14 protein-coding genes and 1 pseudogene are annotated in these 16,615 nt (G+C 68.3%); 7 read left to right on the top strand and 8 right to left on the bottom strand.

The genetic code is table 11. From position 1 onward, the window contains the following. Window positions 1–157 precede the first annotated feature (157 nt). Window positions 158–913 carry a transposase family protein gene (locus tag OG393_RS03485; RefSeq protein ID WP_327373066.1) on the bottom strand — a complete coding sequence of 252 codons (756 nt, stop codon included), beginning with the start codon at window positions 911–913 and terminating at the stop codon, window positions 158–160. 1,007 nt (window positions 914–1,920) lie between these two features. Continuing rightward, on the bottom strand, window positions 1,921–2,844 hold the full coding sequence (locus OG393_RS03480) for an AurF N-oxygenase family protein (protein WP_327373065.1): 924 nt from the start codon (window positions 2,842–2,844) through the stop codon (window positions 1,921–1,923). 296 nt (window positions 2,845–3,140) lie between these two features. On the opposite strand from OG393_RS03480, the gene OG393_RS03475 reads away from it, so the two are divergent. From OG393_RS03475 to OG393_RS03465, 3 genes are all read left to right on the top strand, one after another. Continuing rightward, window positions 3,141–4,133 carry a 3-oxoacyl-ACP synthase III family protein gene (locus OG393_RS03475; protein ID WP_327373064.1) on the top strand — a complete coding sequence of 331 codons (993 nt, stop codon included), beginning with the start codon at window positions 3,141–3,143 and terminating at the stop codon, window positions 4,131–4,133. An 18-nt stretch (window positions 4,134–4,151) separates the two neighbouring features. Further along, window positions 4,152–4,481 carry an acyl carrier protein gene (locus tag OG393_RS03470; protein ID WP_327373063.1) on the top strand — a complete coding sequence of 110 codons (330 nt, stop codon included), beginning with the start codon at window positions 4,152–4,154 and terminating at the stop codon, window positions 4,479–4,481. A gap of 198 nt (window positions 4,482–4,679) precedes the next feature. Beyond that, complete coding sequence (locus tag OG393_RS03465) at window positions 4,680–5,906, top strand: beta-ketoacyl-[acyl-carrier-protein] synthase family protein (protein ID WP_327373062.1); 1,227 nt, start codon at window positions 4,680–4,682, stop codon at window positions 5,904–5,906. Between the two features lie 450 nt (window positions 5,907–6,356). On the opposite strand, the gene OG393_RS03460 is transcribed toward OG393_RS03465, so the two are convergent. Further along, window positions 6,357–6,689: a penicillin-binding transpeptidase domain-containing protein gene (locus OG393_RS03460; protein WP_327373061.1), complete on the bottom strand. Its 333-nt coding sequence runs from the start codon at window positions 6,687–6,689 to the stop codon at window positions 6,357–6,359. A gap of 468 nt (window positions 6,690–7,157) precedes the next feature. On the opposite strand from OG393_RS03460, the gene OG393_RS03455 reads away from it, so the two are divergent. Next, a complete protein-coding gene (locus OG393_RS03455; RefSeq protein ID WP_327373060.1) occupies window positions 7,158–7,922 on the top strand; it encodes an LDL receptor domain-containing protein in 765 nt (254 codons plus the stop codon). Between the two features lie 55 nt (window positions 7,923–7,977). Beyond that, window positions 7,978–8,188 (top strand): annotated as a pseudogene (locus OG393_RS03450) (fasciclin domain-containing protein); the annotation flags it as partial. A gap of 154 nt (window positions 8,189–8,342) precedes the next feature. Here OG393_RS03450 and OG393_RS03445 read toward each other — a convergent pair. Then, complete coding sequence (locus tag OG393_RS03445) at window positions 8,343–9,821, bottom strand: peptidoglycan D,D-transpeptidase FtsI family protein (protein WP_327373059.1); 1,479 nt, start codon at window positions 9,819–9,821, stop codon at window positions 8,343–8,345. A 51-nt stretch (window positions 9,822–9,872) separates the two neighbouring features. Then, window positions 9,873–11,501 (bottom strand): penicillin-binding transpeptidase domain-containing protein, encoded by a 1,629-nt coding sequence (locus OG393_RS03440; protein ID WP_327373058.1) that lies wholly within the window; start codon window positions 11,499–11,501, stop codon window positions 9,873–9,875. A gap of 299 nt (window positions 11,502–11,800) precedes the next feature. Here OG393_RS03440 and OG393_RS03435 point away from each other — a divergent pair, with 299 nt between their 5' ends. Both OG393_RS03435 and OG393_RS03430 read left to right on the top strand, forming a co-directional pair. Next, entirely contained in the window at window positions 11,801–12,766 is a 966-nt protein-coding gene (locus OG393_RS03435; protein WP_327373057.1) for a LysR family transcriptional regulator, read from the top strand. After that, window positions 12,763–13,632 (top strand): serine hydrolase, encoded by an 870-nt coding sequence (locus tag OG393_RS03430; RefSeq protein WP_327373056.1) that lies wholly within the window; start codon window positions 12,763–12,765, stop codon window positions 13,630–13,632. The genes OG393_RS03435 and OG393_RS03430 overlap by 4 nt, the downstream gene beginning before the upstream one ends. A gap of 835 nt (window positions 13,633–14,467) precedes the next feature. Here the strand turns inward: OG393_RS03430 and OG393_RS03425 are convergent. The 3 genes from OG393_RS03425 to OG393_RS03415 all read right to left on the bottom strand — a co-directional run bounded on the left by OG393_RS03425 (window position 14,468) and on the right by OG393_RS03415 (window position 16,580). After that, window positions 14,468–14,692, bottom strand: a complete 225-nt coding sequence (locus OG393_RS03425) for a hypothetical protein (protein WP_327373055.1) — start codon at window positions 14,690–14,692, stop codon at window positions 14,468–14,470. A gap of 189 nt (window positions 14,693–14,881) precedes the next feature. Then, complete coding sequence (locus OG393_RS03420; RefSeq protein WP_327378292.1) at window positions 14,882–15,250, bottom strand: GFA family protein; 369 nt, start codon at window positions 15,248–15,250, stop codon at window positions 14,882–14,884. A gap of 58 nt (window positions 15,251–15,308) precedes the next feature. Continuing rightward, a complete protein-coding gene (locus OG393_RS03415) occupies window positions 15,309–16,580 on the bottom strand; it encodes a methyltransferase domain-containing protein (RefSeq protein ID WP_327373053.1) in 1,272 nt (423 codons plus the stop codon). Between the last annotated feature and the right edge of the window lie 35 nt (window positions 16,581–16,615).

The raw sequence follows: 16,615 nt of genomic DNA, 5'->3' as shown, positions 1-16,615 counted from the left end.
TCCTGCGGTCCGCGCCACAGAACGCCGCTCATCTTGAACTGGGCATCTTGCTGCCAGGAGGAGCGGACTACGGCGCGATGGGATCGGTGGGGAATCTCTCGGGATGGGCTGACGCGAGGTAGTCCATGGCTGTGTCCTCAGTGAGCCTTTTCCAACCTCATGTTGCGGCGTGGTGAAGGACGAGTACGGCCTTGACGATGTCGGTGATCCGGTTGGTGCTGCAGCGGAGCTTCCGCAGGAGGCGCCAGCCCTTCAGGACGGCCATGGCCTGCTCGCCGACGCACCGGATCTTGGCGTGGCTGCTGTTGTGACGTCGCTTCCATCGCTTCAGCCGGCGGCCCCGGAAGGGGACTCGGATGTGCCGACCGGCGCCTTGGTAGGCCTTGTCCGCCCAGCATTTCAGTCCCGCGGCGGCGAGCGCGTCGACGATCCCGTGGCTTCGGGCGGCCGTCAGGTCATGGGTGGAGCCTGGCAGAGCGGCCGAGGCCCAGAGCAGTCGGCCGAACGGATCGGTGAGGACCTGCACATTCATGCCGTGCCGTTTGTGCTTCCCCGAGTAGTACGGCGTGTCGATGGCGATCCGGTCGATCGGCAGCAGGGTGCCGTCCAGGATCACGAACGCTTTCGTCCGGGCCCTCTCCATCGCCTCGTCCAGGGACGGTGCGAGGACGCACAGGACTTCGATCGCCTCACGTATGTACCGGTAGACGGTCGCGATACCGATCCCGAACCCTGCGGCGAGCTGGGCGTAGGTGTCACCGCACCGCAGATGGGCCAGGGCGAGCAGGGCCTGGCGGTCGGCGGGCAGTCGCCGCCACCGTGTACCGAGCTCCCGTCGCCTCGCGGTGAGCTGTCGCGTCAGATGCCGCAGGGTGCTGCTGGACAGATCGATCGAGGACGGGTAGACAAGCACGCGAAGCTCCTGGCAGACACGGGTGATCTTGGTCGAGAACCCGTCTACCAGGAGCTTCGTCGTTGCGTACAGCCCTTGACCCCCAACAGCTCGGTATCGCGGTCAGGTTGGAAAAGGCTCAGTAGGCGAACGCTTCGCGTGTCCGCGCCACCTGGACCTTGCCGGTACCGCACGCGGTTTCCCACGCCTCCATGGCACCCCCGTCCTCGATGGGTGAAACCCTACATACGGGACAGGGTGACGAGGCGGCGGACAGGGACCGGGCACGGATGAGACCCCCGGATGGCCCCGGGCACGGGCCATTCGGACGAGCCACGGTGTAGCCGCTGCGAAACGAGCGCAGCCCAGCTCGGAGGAGGCACCCGCCCGGTGGTAGGGCAACGCCGCTGACCCGGGGCGCCCGCGCAAAGGGTTCCGGTGGCTACGGCGGCTCAGTCGTTGCGCAGGGCGGGAACCTCCGGGTTGCGTAGCAGTGGCGGGAAGACGCAGAACTCGTCTGACGCGCAGTCGGGTGACCTGGAGAAGAGCATGCCCAAGCCAAGGCTCCCCAGGCTGCCAAGAGGGAGACAGACCCCGCGGGCTGTCGGCTGACTGATCGGTGTGCATGCGGCCAGGGGCTCAGCGGCTGCGGCCGTCACCAGGCCGGAAAGGGCAAGTAGGGTGCCTGCGGCGAGGGTGACTTTCCGGATGGTTGTCCGCATTGAATCCTCCAGTTTCCCTGACGTCGAAGAGACGCTCACTGCCAATCCGAAACGGAGCCGGGGGATTGAGCACGCTGGCTTGGGCCGTGTGGCGCAACTCCTGTCGGTACATGAGCTATAGGTTTATCGGCAGGTTCCGTAGGCATGGTCGGCAGGTGTGCAAGCCGCGGTCCTCGCCGGTCAAGTCATTTCGGCGCTGCGCCCGCCCGGCATCACTGACATGATCCTGCGCGTGGGGCGGACCGAAGCCGGCAGCTACTGGCATTCGGGCGGCGTCCGCAGCGTCGCGCCGGCCCGGGCCGGGGCCTACTGGAGAAGCCCGGCGTGCCTCCACCAGTGCCTTTCCGTCGATGTGATCATGCCGATGTCTGTCAGGAAGGGAACGACCTTGGCTCCGCTCCACAGCAGCGTCTCTCGGAAGTGCGGGTTGGCGCGTACCTGGCTGCGGGCGGCGCGTGGGTCCAGGCCCATGTCGCGATAGACGTGGGTGTTGACCAGGAGCCTGGTGGCTGCCATGGCGCGCACACCCATCCGTTGCCGTTGAACGGCAAGGCGTGCGGGTGAGGTGCGTCTGACCGCGTCCCGCATGGCGGAACGCGCGAAGGTGATATGCCGGGCTTCTTCGGCGACGTGGATTTGACATACCTGGCGGACGAGTGGGTGGACCCGGTCGTCGCGGGCCGCCTCACGTTGGAAGCGGTCGAGGACTTCTTCGAAGATGAGCGGTGTGGCGAATGTGAGGTCGTCGCGGGAGGGCAGGAAGCACGCCGCTGCACGGTGGAGTGCCGCTGGGGGGCGGTAGTCGGGGCAGTCGAGCCGGTCCAGGAGTTTGCTGAACATGGCGGAGTGCCGGGCCTCTTCGGAGATTTCGGTCAGTGCGTATTGGGTGCGGGGGTCCTTGGGGTCGCGTCGGGTGAGGTGCCGGGCGAAGGTCTCCATCAAAAGGAGCTCGGACCACAGAGCCAAGCCCATCATGCTGGCGAGTTCACGGCGGGACGTCTCCCGGCGCTGCTTGTCGTTCATGCGCTGCCACAGTGGTGTTCCGAAGAGCGGCAGGCGCTCGGGCACGCAGTACCAGGCATCATCCGGGGCGGTCGTGTCCCATGTGATGGAAGTCTGGGAGTCGAGCGGTGGAGATGCCTGCAGCAACCGCCGGGCGACGTCGTGGGATGCGCCTTCGGGCGGCGCCGTTGTCGGGCGGGTGTCCATGGTGTCTACTCCCGTGTTCACGCGCTGCTGAGGACCCTTCCGGGGAGCACTCTGGTGCGGGCGTTCGCGGTGCCGACGGCCAACACAACGGTTGGCGGCTGGATTCACTCGCCCAGGTGTAGGGAAGGCAAGCAAGGCTGGTGTTTTGGGGTCGGGTCCTGCCGCCCGGGTAGCTGTTCTTCGGAAGCCGGGTTGCCGGCCTCTGCCGGACCGCTCATGGACATGAGTGGGGTCCGTTCGGGTGAACCGGTCTGGGCGCACGATCTGAGCGCCGCGCGAAGCCCACGGAGTGCGATGCAGCCCGATATGTTTCCAGTGTGAACGCGCCCCGGTTCAGCCGTCTGGCAGGAGTTTCCGCCTATCTTCCCGAGAAGCGGATCTCGACAACCGACCTTGAGGAGGAAATCGCCCGGCAAAGCCCGGGCTTCGCCGTTCCTGCTGGATCGATTGAGAGTGTGACCGGCGTGCAACACCGGTACATCAGTCCGCCGGATGAGTGTCCGTCAGACCTTGCGGTCGCCGCCACACAGAAGCTTCTTGCCGAAACCGGGCAGAGCATTCAGGACGCAGATCTCATCATCTTCGCCGCGACCTCGTTGGATGTCCTCGAGCCTGCGACCGCGCACATTGTGGCGTCCAAGCTCGGCGCACAGTGCCCGGTATTCGACGTGAAGAACGCCTGCAACAGTTTCCTCAACGGCCTCGAGGTCGCCGATGCGCTGATCCGGACGGGTGCGTATGAACGCATCCTGTTGTGCTGTGGTGAGACCTGGCAGAAGACCAGACGACTGTGCGTCGCCACGCCCAGAGAGTTCGCACACGCCATGGTCAGCTACACCATGTCGGATGCCGGGGCCGCCATGTGGATCGAAGCCGCCGCCGAACCAGGCATCCTCGGCGCGCGCTTCTTCGCGCAGTCCAAGGCCTGGGGCGCCACCGTCATCCCTATTCCCTCCGCGCCGGAGTGGGAATGGACCAACAGCTTGGAAGCCATGATGCGAGCGGGTCGCTCCCTTGCCATCGACAGGACGGTCGTGGAGCCTGCTATCGGGATGTCATTCGACGATGTCGCCCGATTTTGCATGCACCTTCCGACGCAGCGCTGGACCGACCGGATCCTGGAATCGCTTGATATTCCTGCCTCACGGGTGTCCACCACGATCCAAACCCACGGAAACACCGCAGCCGCCACCCTGCCCATGCAACTCGCCTTGGAGGTCGAGGCTGGCCGTCTGCATCCCGGTGACCCGGTGGTGCTCCTGGGCATGGCGAGCGGGGTCAGCCTCGGTGCTCTCGCCCTTCGCCTCTAACACCCACCGTCACCCTCCGTGGCTCTTGCCACCTGCCCTGTTTGGAAGAACGTCACCATGGCCCCGTATGCGAACGGCTTCGAGACGATCCGCGACCTCTTGTCCACGCACTTCGACGATGTCGATACCACCATGCTGACTCCGCACGTCACCTTCGAAAGCCTCGGGCTGGATTCCTTGGGCCTGATGGAAATGCTGGTGGTAGTCCATCAAAGGCTGGGCGTGACGCTTTCCGAACTCGGCGTAGACCTCAGCTCGGCTCTGACCGTCGGGGATGTCGCCGCTGCCCTCGACCGACACATCCACTCCGCCCAGGGTTCGACTGAGCCCGACGGAGCGGCCGTATGAGAGCCACTGCGCTGAGCGTCACCGCGCCAGATATGAAGCCTTCGAGGCAACTGATCCGTACGCCCCGCGCATGGGACGGCTCAGGCTCGGACGCCGGCATGGGCCGCGACCGTCTTTGCCGGCATCGCGGCGGACTTCTTGAGGCAATCGCCGTCCTCTCGGCTCGGCCATTCGTCCCCCCACGTCAAGGTGCCGGGCATGCGCGCTGACGCCATCGCGGTGACCGGCATCGGGCTCGTCACGCCGGCCGGACTCACCGTCCAGGACAACTGGTCTGCGCTGTGCCAGGGGCGGTCACTGGCCACTCGGGATCCGCGTCTGTCCGGGCTGCCCAGCGACTTCTCCTGCCAGGTCCCGGCCTTCGACGCCGCCGCACTGTTCGGCCGTTCTCGTGCCAGGCGACTGGATCGCTTCGGTCACTTCGCTCTGATCGCGGCCCGCGCAGCGGTCATGGACAGCCAACTGGACTCGCGGACATGGAATGGTGAACGCGTCGGCGTCGTCCTGGGTACCGCCTCCAACAGCATGCAGAACTACAACGGCGAGTTCTCCCAACTCCTTGACGGCCATCCCTCCCGGGTGTCACCGCTGGCGTTGCCCCGCAGCCTGCCGGACACGGCATCAGGAGAAGTCGCCCTTGACCTCGGCGCCAAAGGGCCGTCCTTCGCTACTGCCGCCGCCTGCGCCTCAGGGGCCGTCGCTCTGAGTACCGCCCGGGACCTCCTGCGCGCGGGCGCCTGCGACATCGTCCTTGCCGGCGGCAGTGAATCGCCTCTCGCCCCCATGACTGTCGCCTGCTTCGCTCAGATGGGGGCCATCTCCCGGCGCCGCGACCAGCCCCACCAGGCCTGCCGCCCCTTCGATGCCGACCGTGACGGACTCGTCCTAGGAGAAGGCGCAGCCGTTCTGGTCTTGGAACGCCACATTACGGCCAAGGCGCGATGCGCACCCATCAAGGCGCTCCTGCGGGGCTGTGGCACCACCACGGACGCCCACCACCCCGTCGCGCCGCACCCCACCGGGGACGGCGCCGCACGAGCCCTGCGCATCGCGCTGCAAGACAGCGGCTGCAGCCCTCGCGACATCGGGCACATCAACGCGCACGGCACATCTACCCGGCACAACGACGCCGCGGAAGCAGCCGCCTTCACCGACATCTTCGGCCCCCACCTGCCCCCGGTCACCGCGCCCAAGAGCATCATCGGTCATGCCATCGGCGCTGCGGGAGCCATCGAGGCGGCTTACACCGTCCTGGCCCTCCAGCACCAACAGGTCCCGCCCACCGCCAACTTCGAGGTCCAGGACGGCCCTCACAAACTCGACATTGTCACCGGCACGCCCCGCCCCGTCGCCATGAACACCGCGATCACCTGCTCATTCGGATTCGGTGGCCGGAACTCAGTACTCCTGCTCACAACACCGTAATTGCAGCGCATCCACCTGCCCCCGCCGTGCGGATGGGCATGGGCCGACGGCTATTTGAGTACGGCGTTCATGACTGCCTTGGCGACCGGTGCGCCGAGCTTGCCGCCTCCGATGTCGGCGTCGGAGATGTTCATGTCCTTGGAATCGACGAAGACGGCCACGTCAACGGGGGAGGTTCCGTCATCCTGCTTGGCGTAGGAGACGAACCACGCGTAGGGCCTTTCGTCGCGTACGTCGATGCCGTGCTCGGCTGTGCCGGGCTTCCCGCCGACCCCTCACCCTGGGGATGTGGGCTCCGCTTCGCGGTACCTTCCCGCACGGTGTGTTCCATCATGGCCTACACCTTCTTCGCGGTGTCCTCGGAGACGGCCTGGCCGTGAGCCTCAGGCTTCGTCTTCTCGATGACGGACAGGTCGGGTGCCTGGATCTACTCGACCAGGTGGGGCTTCATCACGGCGCCGTTGTTGGCGATGCCTGCGGCAACCACGGCCATCTGCATCGGGTGCTGGTGAGGCTTTTCTGGCCCCTGCCGGTGAGCGCGGTCTGCGGCCTGTCGAGCCGGTCGGGGTAGGTGCCGGCAGCGGTGCGCACGGGCACGAAGTGTTCCTGGTTGAAGCCGAACTTCTCGGCGGCCTGACGCATCTTGGCGTTGCCTGTCTTCAGCACCGCGTCGAGGAAGACGTTGTTGCAGGACCACCGCATGGCCGTCTTCATCGAGACCTTGTCGCACTGGGCGTCGGGCACCAGCGGCGGGCCGGTGCCTGGCAGCCCCAGGGCCGGCACGCCTGGGCCGAGGCCGACTAGGGTCTCCCACAGTCCTTCACCGCTACCACCGGCAGCTCCTATGTCGTCAAGCGCTGCACGACCTCGGACCGGTCTGGGCCCTTCGATGGCTGACCACTCGCCGGCATCGGTGTTCGAGGGCGCCGCCCCCTGAGCCACTATGTCCTTCCGGACGACCGCCAGGACCACAACTCTGATGTGGCCACTGGTGCCGGCCACTGGTCACCACGCGGACCCTCTTCGGCCGCCACGGGACGGACAGGTCACCCGCTGCCGCCGACACACAGGGAGGCCGGATCACGCCCATGCCGCCAAGCAGCCTGCTCCATCACGTCCTCATCCCCGCTGCTCGCCGCGTGGCGACCTGCCCCGTCCTCGGCGCCGCCATCCGGCGGTACTTCGGTAGCGGCCTCAGGTGGCGGGGGAGACTGCCTGCGCCCCGTGTACAGACCGAGATGAGGAACGCAGATGCGCAGATGTGTACTGACGCTGGCCCTGACGGCGAGTTTCGGCCTCGCTCTGCCGACCGCTGCCGCACAGGAGGCGGGCACCGCAGTGCCTGAAACCCTCCGCGCCTACGGCGTAGGCGGCCAGCTGGCGGGTCTCCAGGTCGAACCGACCCCGCTGGCGACCAGTACCCGCCCCAGCGCCTCGACCGCGGGAATCCGCATCGGACGAGGACCGAACCGCATTTCCACCGGGGCTGCCTCAGCCTTTGTCTCCTACGACAGCGACATGGAGCGCGCCGAGGCGACCGTTGCTGACGTCAGTATCTACGCGGTGATCGGGCGCATCACCGCCCAGCAGGTTTCCGTCACCTGCCGCGCCCAGAGGGACTCGGGAACGCAGGGCGTCGCCACGCTCACCCGGGCCTCGGTGGGAACCACCGAGCTGCCCTCGAGCCCAGCCCCCAACACCGTGATCCGGTATCCCGCCGCCGCGCCCGTGTTCGAACTGACGGTCAACGAGCAGTCGACCGCCCGTGGAGCCTTGACCGTCAACGCACTGCACGCACGCGCACTGGACGGTTCCGCCGATCTTGTCATCGGCTCGGCCACCTGTGGCCCCCTCGTCACGCCGGACGAGCACACGTGCCCGGCCGGCTTCGTCGCGTGCGGCGACGGGGTCTGCATTCCCGCTGCCCAGGTGTGCGACGGGCAGAAGGACTGCGCCGACGGTAGCGACGAAACCTTTTGCGGCCAGACTGCCGGCGTGCCGTGTCCGGAGCACTGATATCCCGCCCGCGCATACTGCCTTCCCGTCGCACGGCGTCCGCTGCATCTGCCGTCTGGTCGCCGCGGTCAAGCAGGCCGGTCTCGTCGAATCCCTCAACAACGCGAAGGACATCACCGTCTTCGCCCCGACGAACAACGCCTTCGCCAAGATTCAGAAGGCCCGACCTCGACAAGATCCTCGCCGACAAGGCGACGCTCAGCCAAGCCCTCACTTACCACGCCGTCGGCCAGAAGCTCACCTCCAAGCACCAGCACGGGGGCACCGCGTCGAGCGCGTGGTGTGCCAGGCGTGCGCCGCACCAGGTGTTGCAGGTCTGCGACTTCGTGTGCAGGTGGGGCCTCGACGTACAGGCCCTGCACAAACCCCGGGGGTCGCGGGACGGCGATTCCGAACTGCCCTGCTGACAGGGTGTTCTCTCTACGCGCCCCGTTTGAGGACGGCGTTCATGACGGCTTTGGCGATGGGTCCGGCGAGGCGGCCGCCGCCGATCTCGGATTCGGGGATGTCCATGTCGCTGGGGTCGATGAAGACGGCGACCGCGACTGGGGAGGTCCCGTCGCTCTGTTTGGCGTAGGAGACGAACCAGGCGTAGGGGCGATTGTCTCGGACATCGACGCCGTGTTCGGCGGTTCCCGGTTTCCCGCCCACGGTCACGCCGGGTATCTGCGCCTGGCCGGCGGTGCCTTCGCGGACGGTGTGCTCCATCATGTCCTGCACCTTGCGGGCGGTGGCCTCGGAGACGGCCTGGGCGTGGGGCTCGGGTTCGGTCTTTTCCAGCACGGACAGGTCAGGCCCGTTTATTTGTTCGACCAGATAGGGCTTCATCACCTTGCCGTCGTTGGCGATGCCGGCCGCGACCATGGCCATCTGCATCGGGGTGCTGGTCAGGCTTCCCTGGCCTATGCCGGTCAGGGCGGTCTGCGGCCGGTCGAGCCGCTCGGGGTAGGAGCTGGCCGCGGTGCGGACCGGCGTGAAGTGCTCCTTGTTGAAGCCGAACTTCTCCGCGGTCTCGCGCATCTTCTCCACGCCTGTCTTCAGAGCCGCGTCGAGGAAGACGCTGTTGCAGGACCACTGCATGGCCGTCTTCATCGACACCTTGTCGCACTGGGCGTCGGGTACGACGTTGCCGATTGTGCTGCTGCTCTGTGGCAGCGTGTAGCGGGCGGGCAGGCCGGAGGATGTGTCGATGTCGGTGACCGTACCGTGCTCGAGGGCGGCGGCCGCGGTGAGGATCTTGAAGGTGGAGCCGGACGGGTACGCCTCGCGGATCGCCCGGTTGTTGAGCGGCTTGTCCTTGTCCTGGTCGAGGCGGGTGAACTCCTCGCCCTCCTTGATGGAGTTCCCGGTGAACACGGACGGATCGTAGGACGGGGTGCTGGCCAGGGCGAGGATCTTCCCGGTGCGGGGGTCGAGGGCGACGACCGCACCCTTCGCACCGAGGTCCGTGAGCCCCTGGTAGGCGGCCTTCTGTGCCTCGGGGTCGATGGTGGTGACGATGTCACCACCATCGGTCTTCTTTCCGATCAAGGTGTCGAAGACGCCGCGCTGCAGACGGAGGTCCGTGCCCGCGAGGATGTCGCGGTGGACACCTTCAAGAAAGGTGGCCCCCTGGGCCTGGGAGAGGTAGCCGGTGACAGGCGCGTACATCGGCCCGTCGACGTAGGTGCGCTTGTACAGCAGGTCGGAGCCCGGGGTGGATATCGAGCCGGTTATGGGGCGTCCGGCGACGATGATGTCGCCGCGCGGGCGGCTGAACGCCTCGATCAGGATCCGGCGGTTGTTGGGGTCCTTGGCCAGGCTCTCGCCGGATACGGCGTGGATCCAGGTCGCCCGGCCGAGCAGGGCGAAGAACAGCACCCCGAAGAAGACTGCTGCATGGCGGAGGGTCTTGTTCATGTTCACTTTCGAAGGTCCGTGCACGAGTGAGTGGTCAGGGAGCCGACGGGGTCAGGCCCCGTCCTGTGGGAGGGCTTCCAGGAGGTGGTGCACGACCGGTACGGCGGAGGATCCGCCGGTGATGCCGCCTTCGACGACGACGGCGACGGCGACGTTGCCGCGGGTGGCGACGACCCAGCCGTTGTTCGGGGCGCTCTCGCTGACTTCGGCGGTGCCGGTCTTCGCGCCGACGTTGCCGGGCAGGCCGGCCAGGCCGCGTGCGGTGCCGTCGGTGACTGCGGCCCTCATCAGCTTGCGCAGTTGGGTGACGACTTCGGCGGGCAGCGCGGTGGTGGTGGTCTTGTCTTCGGTGTCGGGGGTGATGGTGGGCTGGTGGAAGGTGCCGGAGGCGGCGGTGGCGGCGACGGAGGCCATGGTCAGGGGGTTTCCCAGGACGCGGCCCTGGCCGATCATCGAGGCGGCCTTCTCGGTCTGGTCGCCGGGGGCGGGTACGGATCCGTCGAAGGTGGGAAGGCCCACGTTCCACTTCTGGCCGATGCCGAAGTACTTGCCGGCGACCTCGCCGAGTTCGCCGTCGCCGAGCTTGCCGCGCAGGCTGATGAATCCGGTGTTGCAGGACTCGGTGAAGTTCTTGGTGAACGTCGCACCGGGGAACTCGGAGGTCTCCACGTTGTGGAACTGCTTGCCGACGGTCAGGTACTTGGGGCAGTCCACGATGTCGTCCGGCTTCACAGCGCCGTCCAGCAGCAGTCCCGTGGTGGTGACGATCTTCCAGGTCGAGCCGGGGGCGTAGGTGCCGGACAGGGCGCGGTTGAATCCGGCGGCCGGTGAGTTTGCCGCGGCCAGGATCTCGCCGTTGTCGATGCGCAGGGCGACGAGTGCGGCGTCCTTGCCGCCGGCCTTGGCGGCCAGGGCCTGATCGGCGGCCGCCTGCCATCGGGAGTCGAGCGTGCTGCGGATGTGCTGCCCGGCCGCGGCGCCTTCCTTGCCGAAGCGGGCCTCGGTTGCGGTCACCTGTCCGCTTGCCCGGTTGACGCGTTCGATGGCGCCGCGCGGGCCGGCGCCCGCGCGCTGCGCGATCTGGGCGAGCAGCGGCTTGAGGGAAGGGCTGGTGTCTGGGGCGAGGGGCTTTCCGGTGCGATCGGTGACAGAGGAGGCGCCCGTGTCCTCGCGCTGGAGGCGGAACTTCTCGGTGCTGCTCAGGTGCGGGTGGACCAGCGACATGTCCCAGGCGATCTTCCAGGCTCCGTCTTCCTGGCGCCGTACGGGTATCTGCGAGTCGTAGGACCAGGTGCCGAGGCCGATGACCGGCATCTTTGCGGAGAAGGCCAGGGTGACGGTGCCGTCCTTCGCTGCGCTTGCCGCGCCCGCCGTAAGGTCCGGCTCGGTGATGTCGAGTCCGGTGGTGAAGTTCCGCAAGGTCGTCTGCGCTTGGGCGGGGCTGGTGGTGCGGGCGGCCGCACTGTCGGCACGGCCGCTGGCCCAGTCCGCCAGGAACGCCTTCGCCTGGGCCACGGCGTCCGGATGGACGGCCGGTTGGTCCGGCTCGAACGGTCCCCACTGCGTGGCGTACGCGCCGGCCGTCGCGGCCAGGGCTGTGGCGGCAGCCGTCGCCACAGCCATCCGCAGGATGCGGGGACGTCGGCGGAGGGTAGGGGCGGGGTGGGGCGATTCAGGCATCGAAGGCTCCTTCGCGCGTGCGGCGCGGCCGCGGGGTGTCGGTTTCGTGGAGGCGTTCGCCCTCCGCGGGGTGGGCTGCTGGAGGTCGGTCGGGCCGGTGTCGTGTCGTCGGGTTGGGCTCGGTGCCCGGCGCGCACGCCAAGGTGCAGGCGGTCAGGCCGACTGCGAGCAGCAGGACGAGGGGCACGGACGCTGGGAACGTGGACGTAAGCATGTGCCGAGATGAGCATCCGCCCCACCGCCGTGTCCAATATCGCAATCAAAGTACCAACGATGCGTTTTTGATATTATTGCTGCTTATGGACATAGTCGGACATGCGCGTTGTTTTGTTGCTGTTGCAGAGGAGAGACATTTCGGCCGGGCCGCCTCCGTGCTGGGCATGGCCCAGCCGCCCCTGTCCCAGCGCATCCAGCGTCTGGAGAAGGAGCTCGGCGTACGGCTCTTCGAACGCACCAGCCGCAGCGTCACCCTCACCCCGGGCGGCGCCCTCCTCCTGGACCACGCACGCGCCCTGCTCGCCGGCACTGACACCTTCCTGGCCGCTGCCCGCCGCGTCCGGGACGGCCGCACCGGACTGCTGCGGGCCGCGCTCCCTTCCGGCACTGCCGCCGAGCCCGTCGCCGCGGTCCTTGCCGGCCTGCACCGCCTCCAGCCCGGGCTGGAGGTCGAACTCCACGAGCTGTCCACCACCGAACAGCTCGCCCGTATCGCGGCCCACGAACTCGACGCCGGGGTCGTCCACCACCCCTGCGACACGTCAGGACTCGCGCTGGGCCCCGTACTGCGCCGTGAACTCGGTGTGCTCCTGCCACCGGAGTCACCCCTGGCTGCACACGTCGACGTGCCGCTGTCCGCTCTCACCGGGCACGACCTGGTCCTCTTTCCCCGCGCGGACGCCCCGGCCGTCTACGACGAACTCCTCACCACCTGCGCACGCGGCGGCTACACCCCCGCCACCGTCCGCCACGGGCAGGGAGACCGCTTCGTCCGCGGCCTGATCGACTCGGTCCACGCCGTGGCCTTCGCCCCGCCCGATCCCACGCACCCGGCTGACGCCAGCGGCCCGGGTATCGTCTGGCGGCCGCTCACGGGCGCACCCCTCTCACTGCGCTTCTCCACCGCCTGGCCCAAGGACCGCACCAGCGCCGCCGTCACCGCCTTCACCGACACCGCCCTCGACGTCCTGCACAACACCGCCGGGGTCTTCGCCGACATGCCCACCAGCCCCCTGCACCTGCGTCCCTCATCGGAGTACTGGCTGTGAAACCCCTGGCACGCATCCGCACCGCCTTCACCGAAGCCGGCGCCACCGGCTGGCTCCACGCCGTCGACATCGACACCGGCGCCGAGATCGGCGCCGGCGCCGACCAGCGCGTCGTCACCGCCAGCGTCCACAAGCTCTGCCTGCTCCTCACCCTCCACCAGCACGCCGAACGAGGTGCCCTGGACCTGACCGAAGCACTCGACTGCCCGCCCACCGGACGCACTCCAGGCCCGACCGGGCTGGCCGCGATGCTCGACACCGTCCGGATCTCCTTGCGCGACGCCGCCTACCTCATGACGGCCGTCAGCGACAACGCCGCCGCCGAACTCCTCCTGGAACGAGTCGGCCTGGACGCCGTCAACACCACGACCCGGCGCCTGGGCCTCACCGCCACCCACGCCCCGCACACCTTCGCCCAGACCCTCGCCACCATCCGCGAAGACGCAGGCCCGGCCGGAGCGCAGGCCCTCAGCGACCCCCACGTCATCGCCCGCCTACGCGCACTGGACCCCGCCCGCACCAACCACAGCACCCCACGCGACATGACCCGCCTGCTCACCGCGATCTGGCGCGACGAGGCATGCACACCCGAACACGGCGCCGCGATCCGCCGCCTCCTCGGCCTCCAGGTCTGGCCCCACCGCATGGCCTCCGGATTCCCCTTCGACGACGTCCACGTCGCCGGAAAGACCGGCACTCTGCCCACCCTCCGCAACGAGGTCGGCGTCATCGAATACCCCGACGGCGGCCGCTACGCCATCGCCGTCTTCACCCGCGCCGCCAACCCCGCGGCCGCCCTCCCCGCCATCGACACCGTCATCGGAACAACCGCCCGCATCGCCGTCGACGCCCTCCGCATCCGATAGGTCCGGAGCTTCGGCCCCCGGGCGGCTCCCTTGCTTCAGGATGAGCAGGTGAGCGGGGGGCTCACGTGACGGGGCGAGGGATCCGGTGACAACCCGCCGAGCTCGGGGCCGCCCTCCGGCTGGACTGGGCGTGGTGCTGGGCCGGCAGTTGAGGAGTAGATGGTCCTCGCCGACCGCTGTCTCTGATCCCGATGAGCCCCTATGCGTGGCCCTCGGAAGCGCGATGGGTTACATGATCCAGGCAGCGGACGGTGCCAAGACGAAGGCACGGGAGAAGGACACCGTATTCAAGAACATCGGTCGGGCTGGCGCCGTACGGCCTCGCGCAATCCTCCACGGGAACACATGGAACCTGGGTGTCCGTACGGCACAACGAAGCCGGAGACGACGGAGATGCGGCAGCAGGGCTGCTCATGCCGGCGGTGATGGCTGCGGCAAGAAGAAGCGTCTGGCCCAGGGCGGTGGACTTCAGAACGCGCATGGAGGCATTCCCTTCACTAAGGCAGCGGCAGACTCCCGTCAGCCAGTCACCAGCCTCACCGAACACCTTCTGCACTGCACGAGGTGGCATCCATTGGGGTGTGGCTCGGTCTCCGGGCCGGCCCGCTTTCTCCTTCACGATCACCTCCCGCGGGTTGGCGGGCTTCCAGGCTGAACGAGCCCGGAGGCGCACTGGGCGCCGCGCTCCTTGACCGGGACACATGGCTGGGCCGACCAGTCCGGCCCGCAGACCCACCCTGCGGCGAACGTGGCGTGGGCGTCGGCCAGCACCGCGGCCAGCCCAAGTCAGGCTACGAAGGCCCCACGTCCGCAGCGAACAGTGATGCCCGGGCTTCTAGTCACCTCGGCGGCCGGAGAGCGCCATGCCGATGACGAGCTGTGCGGCTGCCGTTGCGAGCAGCGCGGCCATCGGCAGGGTCCAGCCGCCGGAGGTGCTGCGCAGCAGGCCGACGGCGAGGGGGCCGAGGGCGGCGACGAGGTAGCCGAGGGACTGGGAGAGGCTGGAGATGGCGGTGGTCTCGGCGGGGCTACTGCCACTGTTGCCGATCACGGCCAGCACCAAGGGAAAGGAACACAGTCCCAGCCCAACCAGTACGGCCAGACGATCGGCAGGGCCACCGGGGCGACGAGGAGGCCGGTGAACCCGGCGAGCATCGCTGCCGAGATCACCATGAAGGCAGGCCGCAGCCGACCCGGAGCCCCGTGCAAAGGCAGGCATGAAGCCCTGGGCGTTCCTGCGCAGCGGTGATCATCGGCTGGCCTTGAGCACCCGTGCAGACGGCGAGTTCTCGCCCCGGCTCGTGCCCGTTGTCCTCATCGAGGCTGGGTATCCGTGAGACACAACGTGCCTGGACACGTGTTCCGCTTGCATAACGCAGTTCGGGCAGAAGCCCCGGCGGGAGTCCGGCCACGTGTAGTGCCAGGCCGGCTCACCGCCGGCGCCGGTCCACTTCAGACCGGCCAGGGGGAAGGAGACCCAGGACATCACCGGACCGCCGGACAGGGACTGGCAGTCCTCGCAGCTGCACAGGTGAACGTAATCGTCCTCCCCGCAGACCGTGAACTGGATGTTCCCGCACTGGCAGTGCCCCGTACGCGGCTGCGGGCTGGACGGCATGGTCATGAGTACCTCCTGGTGGCGGGCGCTGTACGGATCAGTTCGGGGGCTGGCGAGGTCACGGGGCCGGCAAGGTCACGTCGGGCAGTGTCCAGAGGAGCTCGCCTCGGTCTGCTCCGGCGCTCAGGTGCTGTTGGCCATCGGCTGCGAAGTGGAGCTGGTAGGAGCCGGGGGAGCCGGCTGCCGCCCAGCGGCTCGCGGTGTGATGGATCTCCTCCCAGATGTCCCGTGGACCGGCCGAGGCGACCTCCCAGCTACCCGTCCCCGTGCTGTCGGGTCGGGCGGCGACCCAGGATCCGCACTCGGGCGCACCGATCACGAGGTCCTCGGCAGCCCCGTTACGGACCAGTCCCGGGTTGAGGAAGTTGAGGGCGAGCCAGAATCCGCGCGCGGTGTCCGGGGGCGGAGCGTGGCGGCCGTGGGTGAGGGTGGCACCCTCGCGTGCCTCGATCCGGTCCCGGAAGGGCTTCTTGAGGAAGATCCAGTCCAGGCCGTGTCCGGCTCGGTGCCCGTAGCGGACAGGCCGGAGCTCACCGGTGACCTGCCCGGCCGGCCCCTTGGAGATGACGGCCAGTGCGGGCCAGGACGGCGAACCGGTGGTCAGGTGGAGCAACGCTGTACCGTCCGGGGCGAGCTGCTCCAGCCAGGGTGCCGGTACGCGGTGCAAGGAGTAGGAGGCGAAGATCCGGTCGAAGGGTGCCTCGCCCGGCCAGCCGGCCTCGCCGTCGCCGGTGACGAGCGTGGGATGCAGGCCGAGAGCGGCGAGGTGGTGGCGGGCGGCCTCGGTGACGTGCGGGTCGCGGTCGATGGAAACCACGTATTGGTCCCCGCAGATGCTGGAGATAATCGCGCACGTCACCGCGGCCCCGGTGCCGATGTCCGCGACCCGCAACCCGGGCCGCAGCTGAAGCTGCTCCATCAACACCGCGGTCATGAACATCCCGCTGGACAGCGACGTCATCGTGCCGCCCGTCTGCCGCAGCCCGGCGGTCCGCCCGAGCATGCGCTCGCCGTCGTGCTGGACCAGAACGCTCTCCCCGCAGTGCAGGACCTCGAGGTACTCCGGCCGGTCCGCGGGCACCGACCAGTCCAGCAGCTGCCACTGCACCGGCAGCTCCTCCAGGGCCGTGCGCCGGGCGTACCCCTGCGGCATCACCACCTCACGGGGCAACTCCAGCAGCACGTCACGTACCGGCCCCGGGTGAAGGGCTCCTTCGTCTTCGAGTCGGGCGACCATCGCCGCCCGGGCTTCCACCGGATCCGGCGGCAGCCCGGAGTTATGGTGCGGCACGACCACGTCGGTTCGGCCTGCGTGGGCGGCTTCGGGCATGGAGATTCCTCCCGGAGGTAGGGGACGGTTCGGGG

The organism is Streptomyces sp. NBC_01216, from assembly GCF_035994945.1.
Classification (GTDB): Bacteria; Actinomycetota; Actinomycetes; order Streptomycetales; family Streptomycetaceae; genus Streptomyces.
This window is presented reverse-complemented; position numbering and strand designations above follow the sequence as displayed.

Bases quoted from the DNA above. Each gene is read 5' to 3' on its own strand.
- OG393_RS03465 (WP_327373062.1), top strand. From the start codon at position 4,680: ATGCGCGCTGACGCCATCGCGGTGACCGGCATCGGGCTCGTCACGCCG.
- OG393_RS03455 (WP_327373060.1), top strand. From the start codon at position 7,158: ATGCGCAGATGTGTACTGACGCTGGCCCTGACGGCGAGTTTCGGCCTC.
- OG393_RS03445 (WP_327373059.1), bottom strand. From the start codon at position 9,821: ATGAACAAGACCCTCCGCCATGCAGCAGTCTTCTTCGGGGTGCTGTTC.
- OG393_RS03440 (WP_327373058.1), bottom strand. From the start codon at position 11,501: ATGCCTGAATCGCCCCACCCCGCCCCTACCCTCCGCCGACGTCCCCGC.
- OG393_RS03435 (WP_327373057.1), top strand. From the start codon at position 11,801: ATGGACATAGTCGGACATGCGCGTTGTTTTGTTGCTGTTGCAGAGGAG.
- OG393_RS03420 (WP_327378292.1), bottom strand. From the start codon at position 15,250: ATGCCGTCCAGCCCGCAGCCGCGTACGGGGCACTGCCAGTGCGGGAAC.
- OG393_RS03415 (WP_327373053.1), bottom strand. From the start codon at position 16,580: ATGCCCGAAGCCGCCCACGCAGGCCGAACCGACGTGGTCGTGCCGCAC.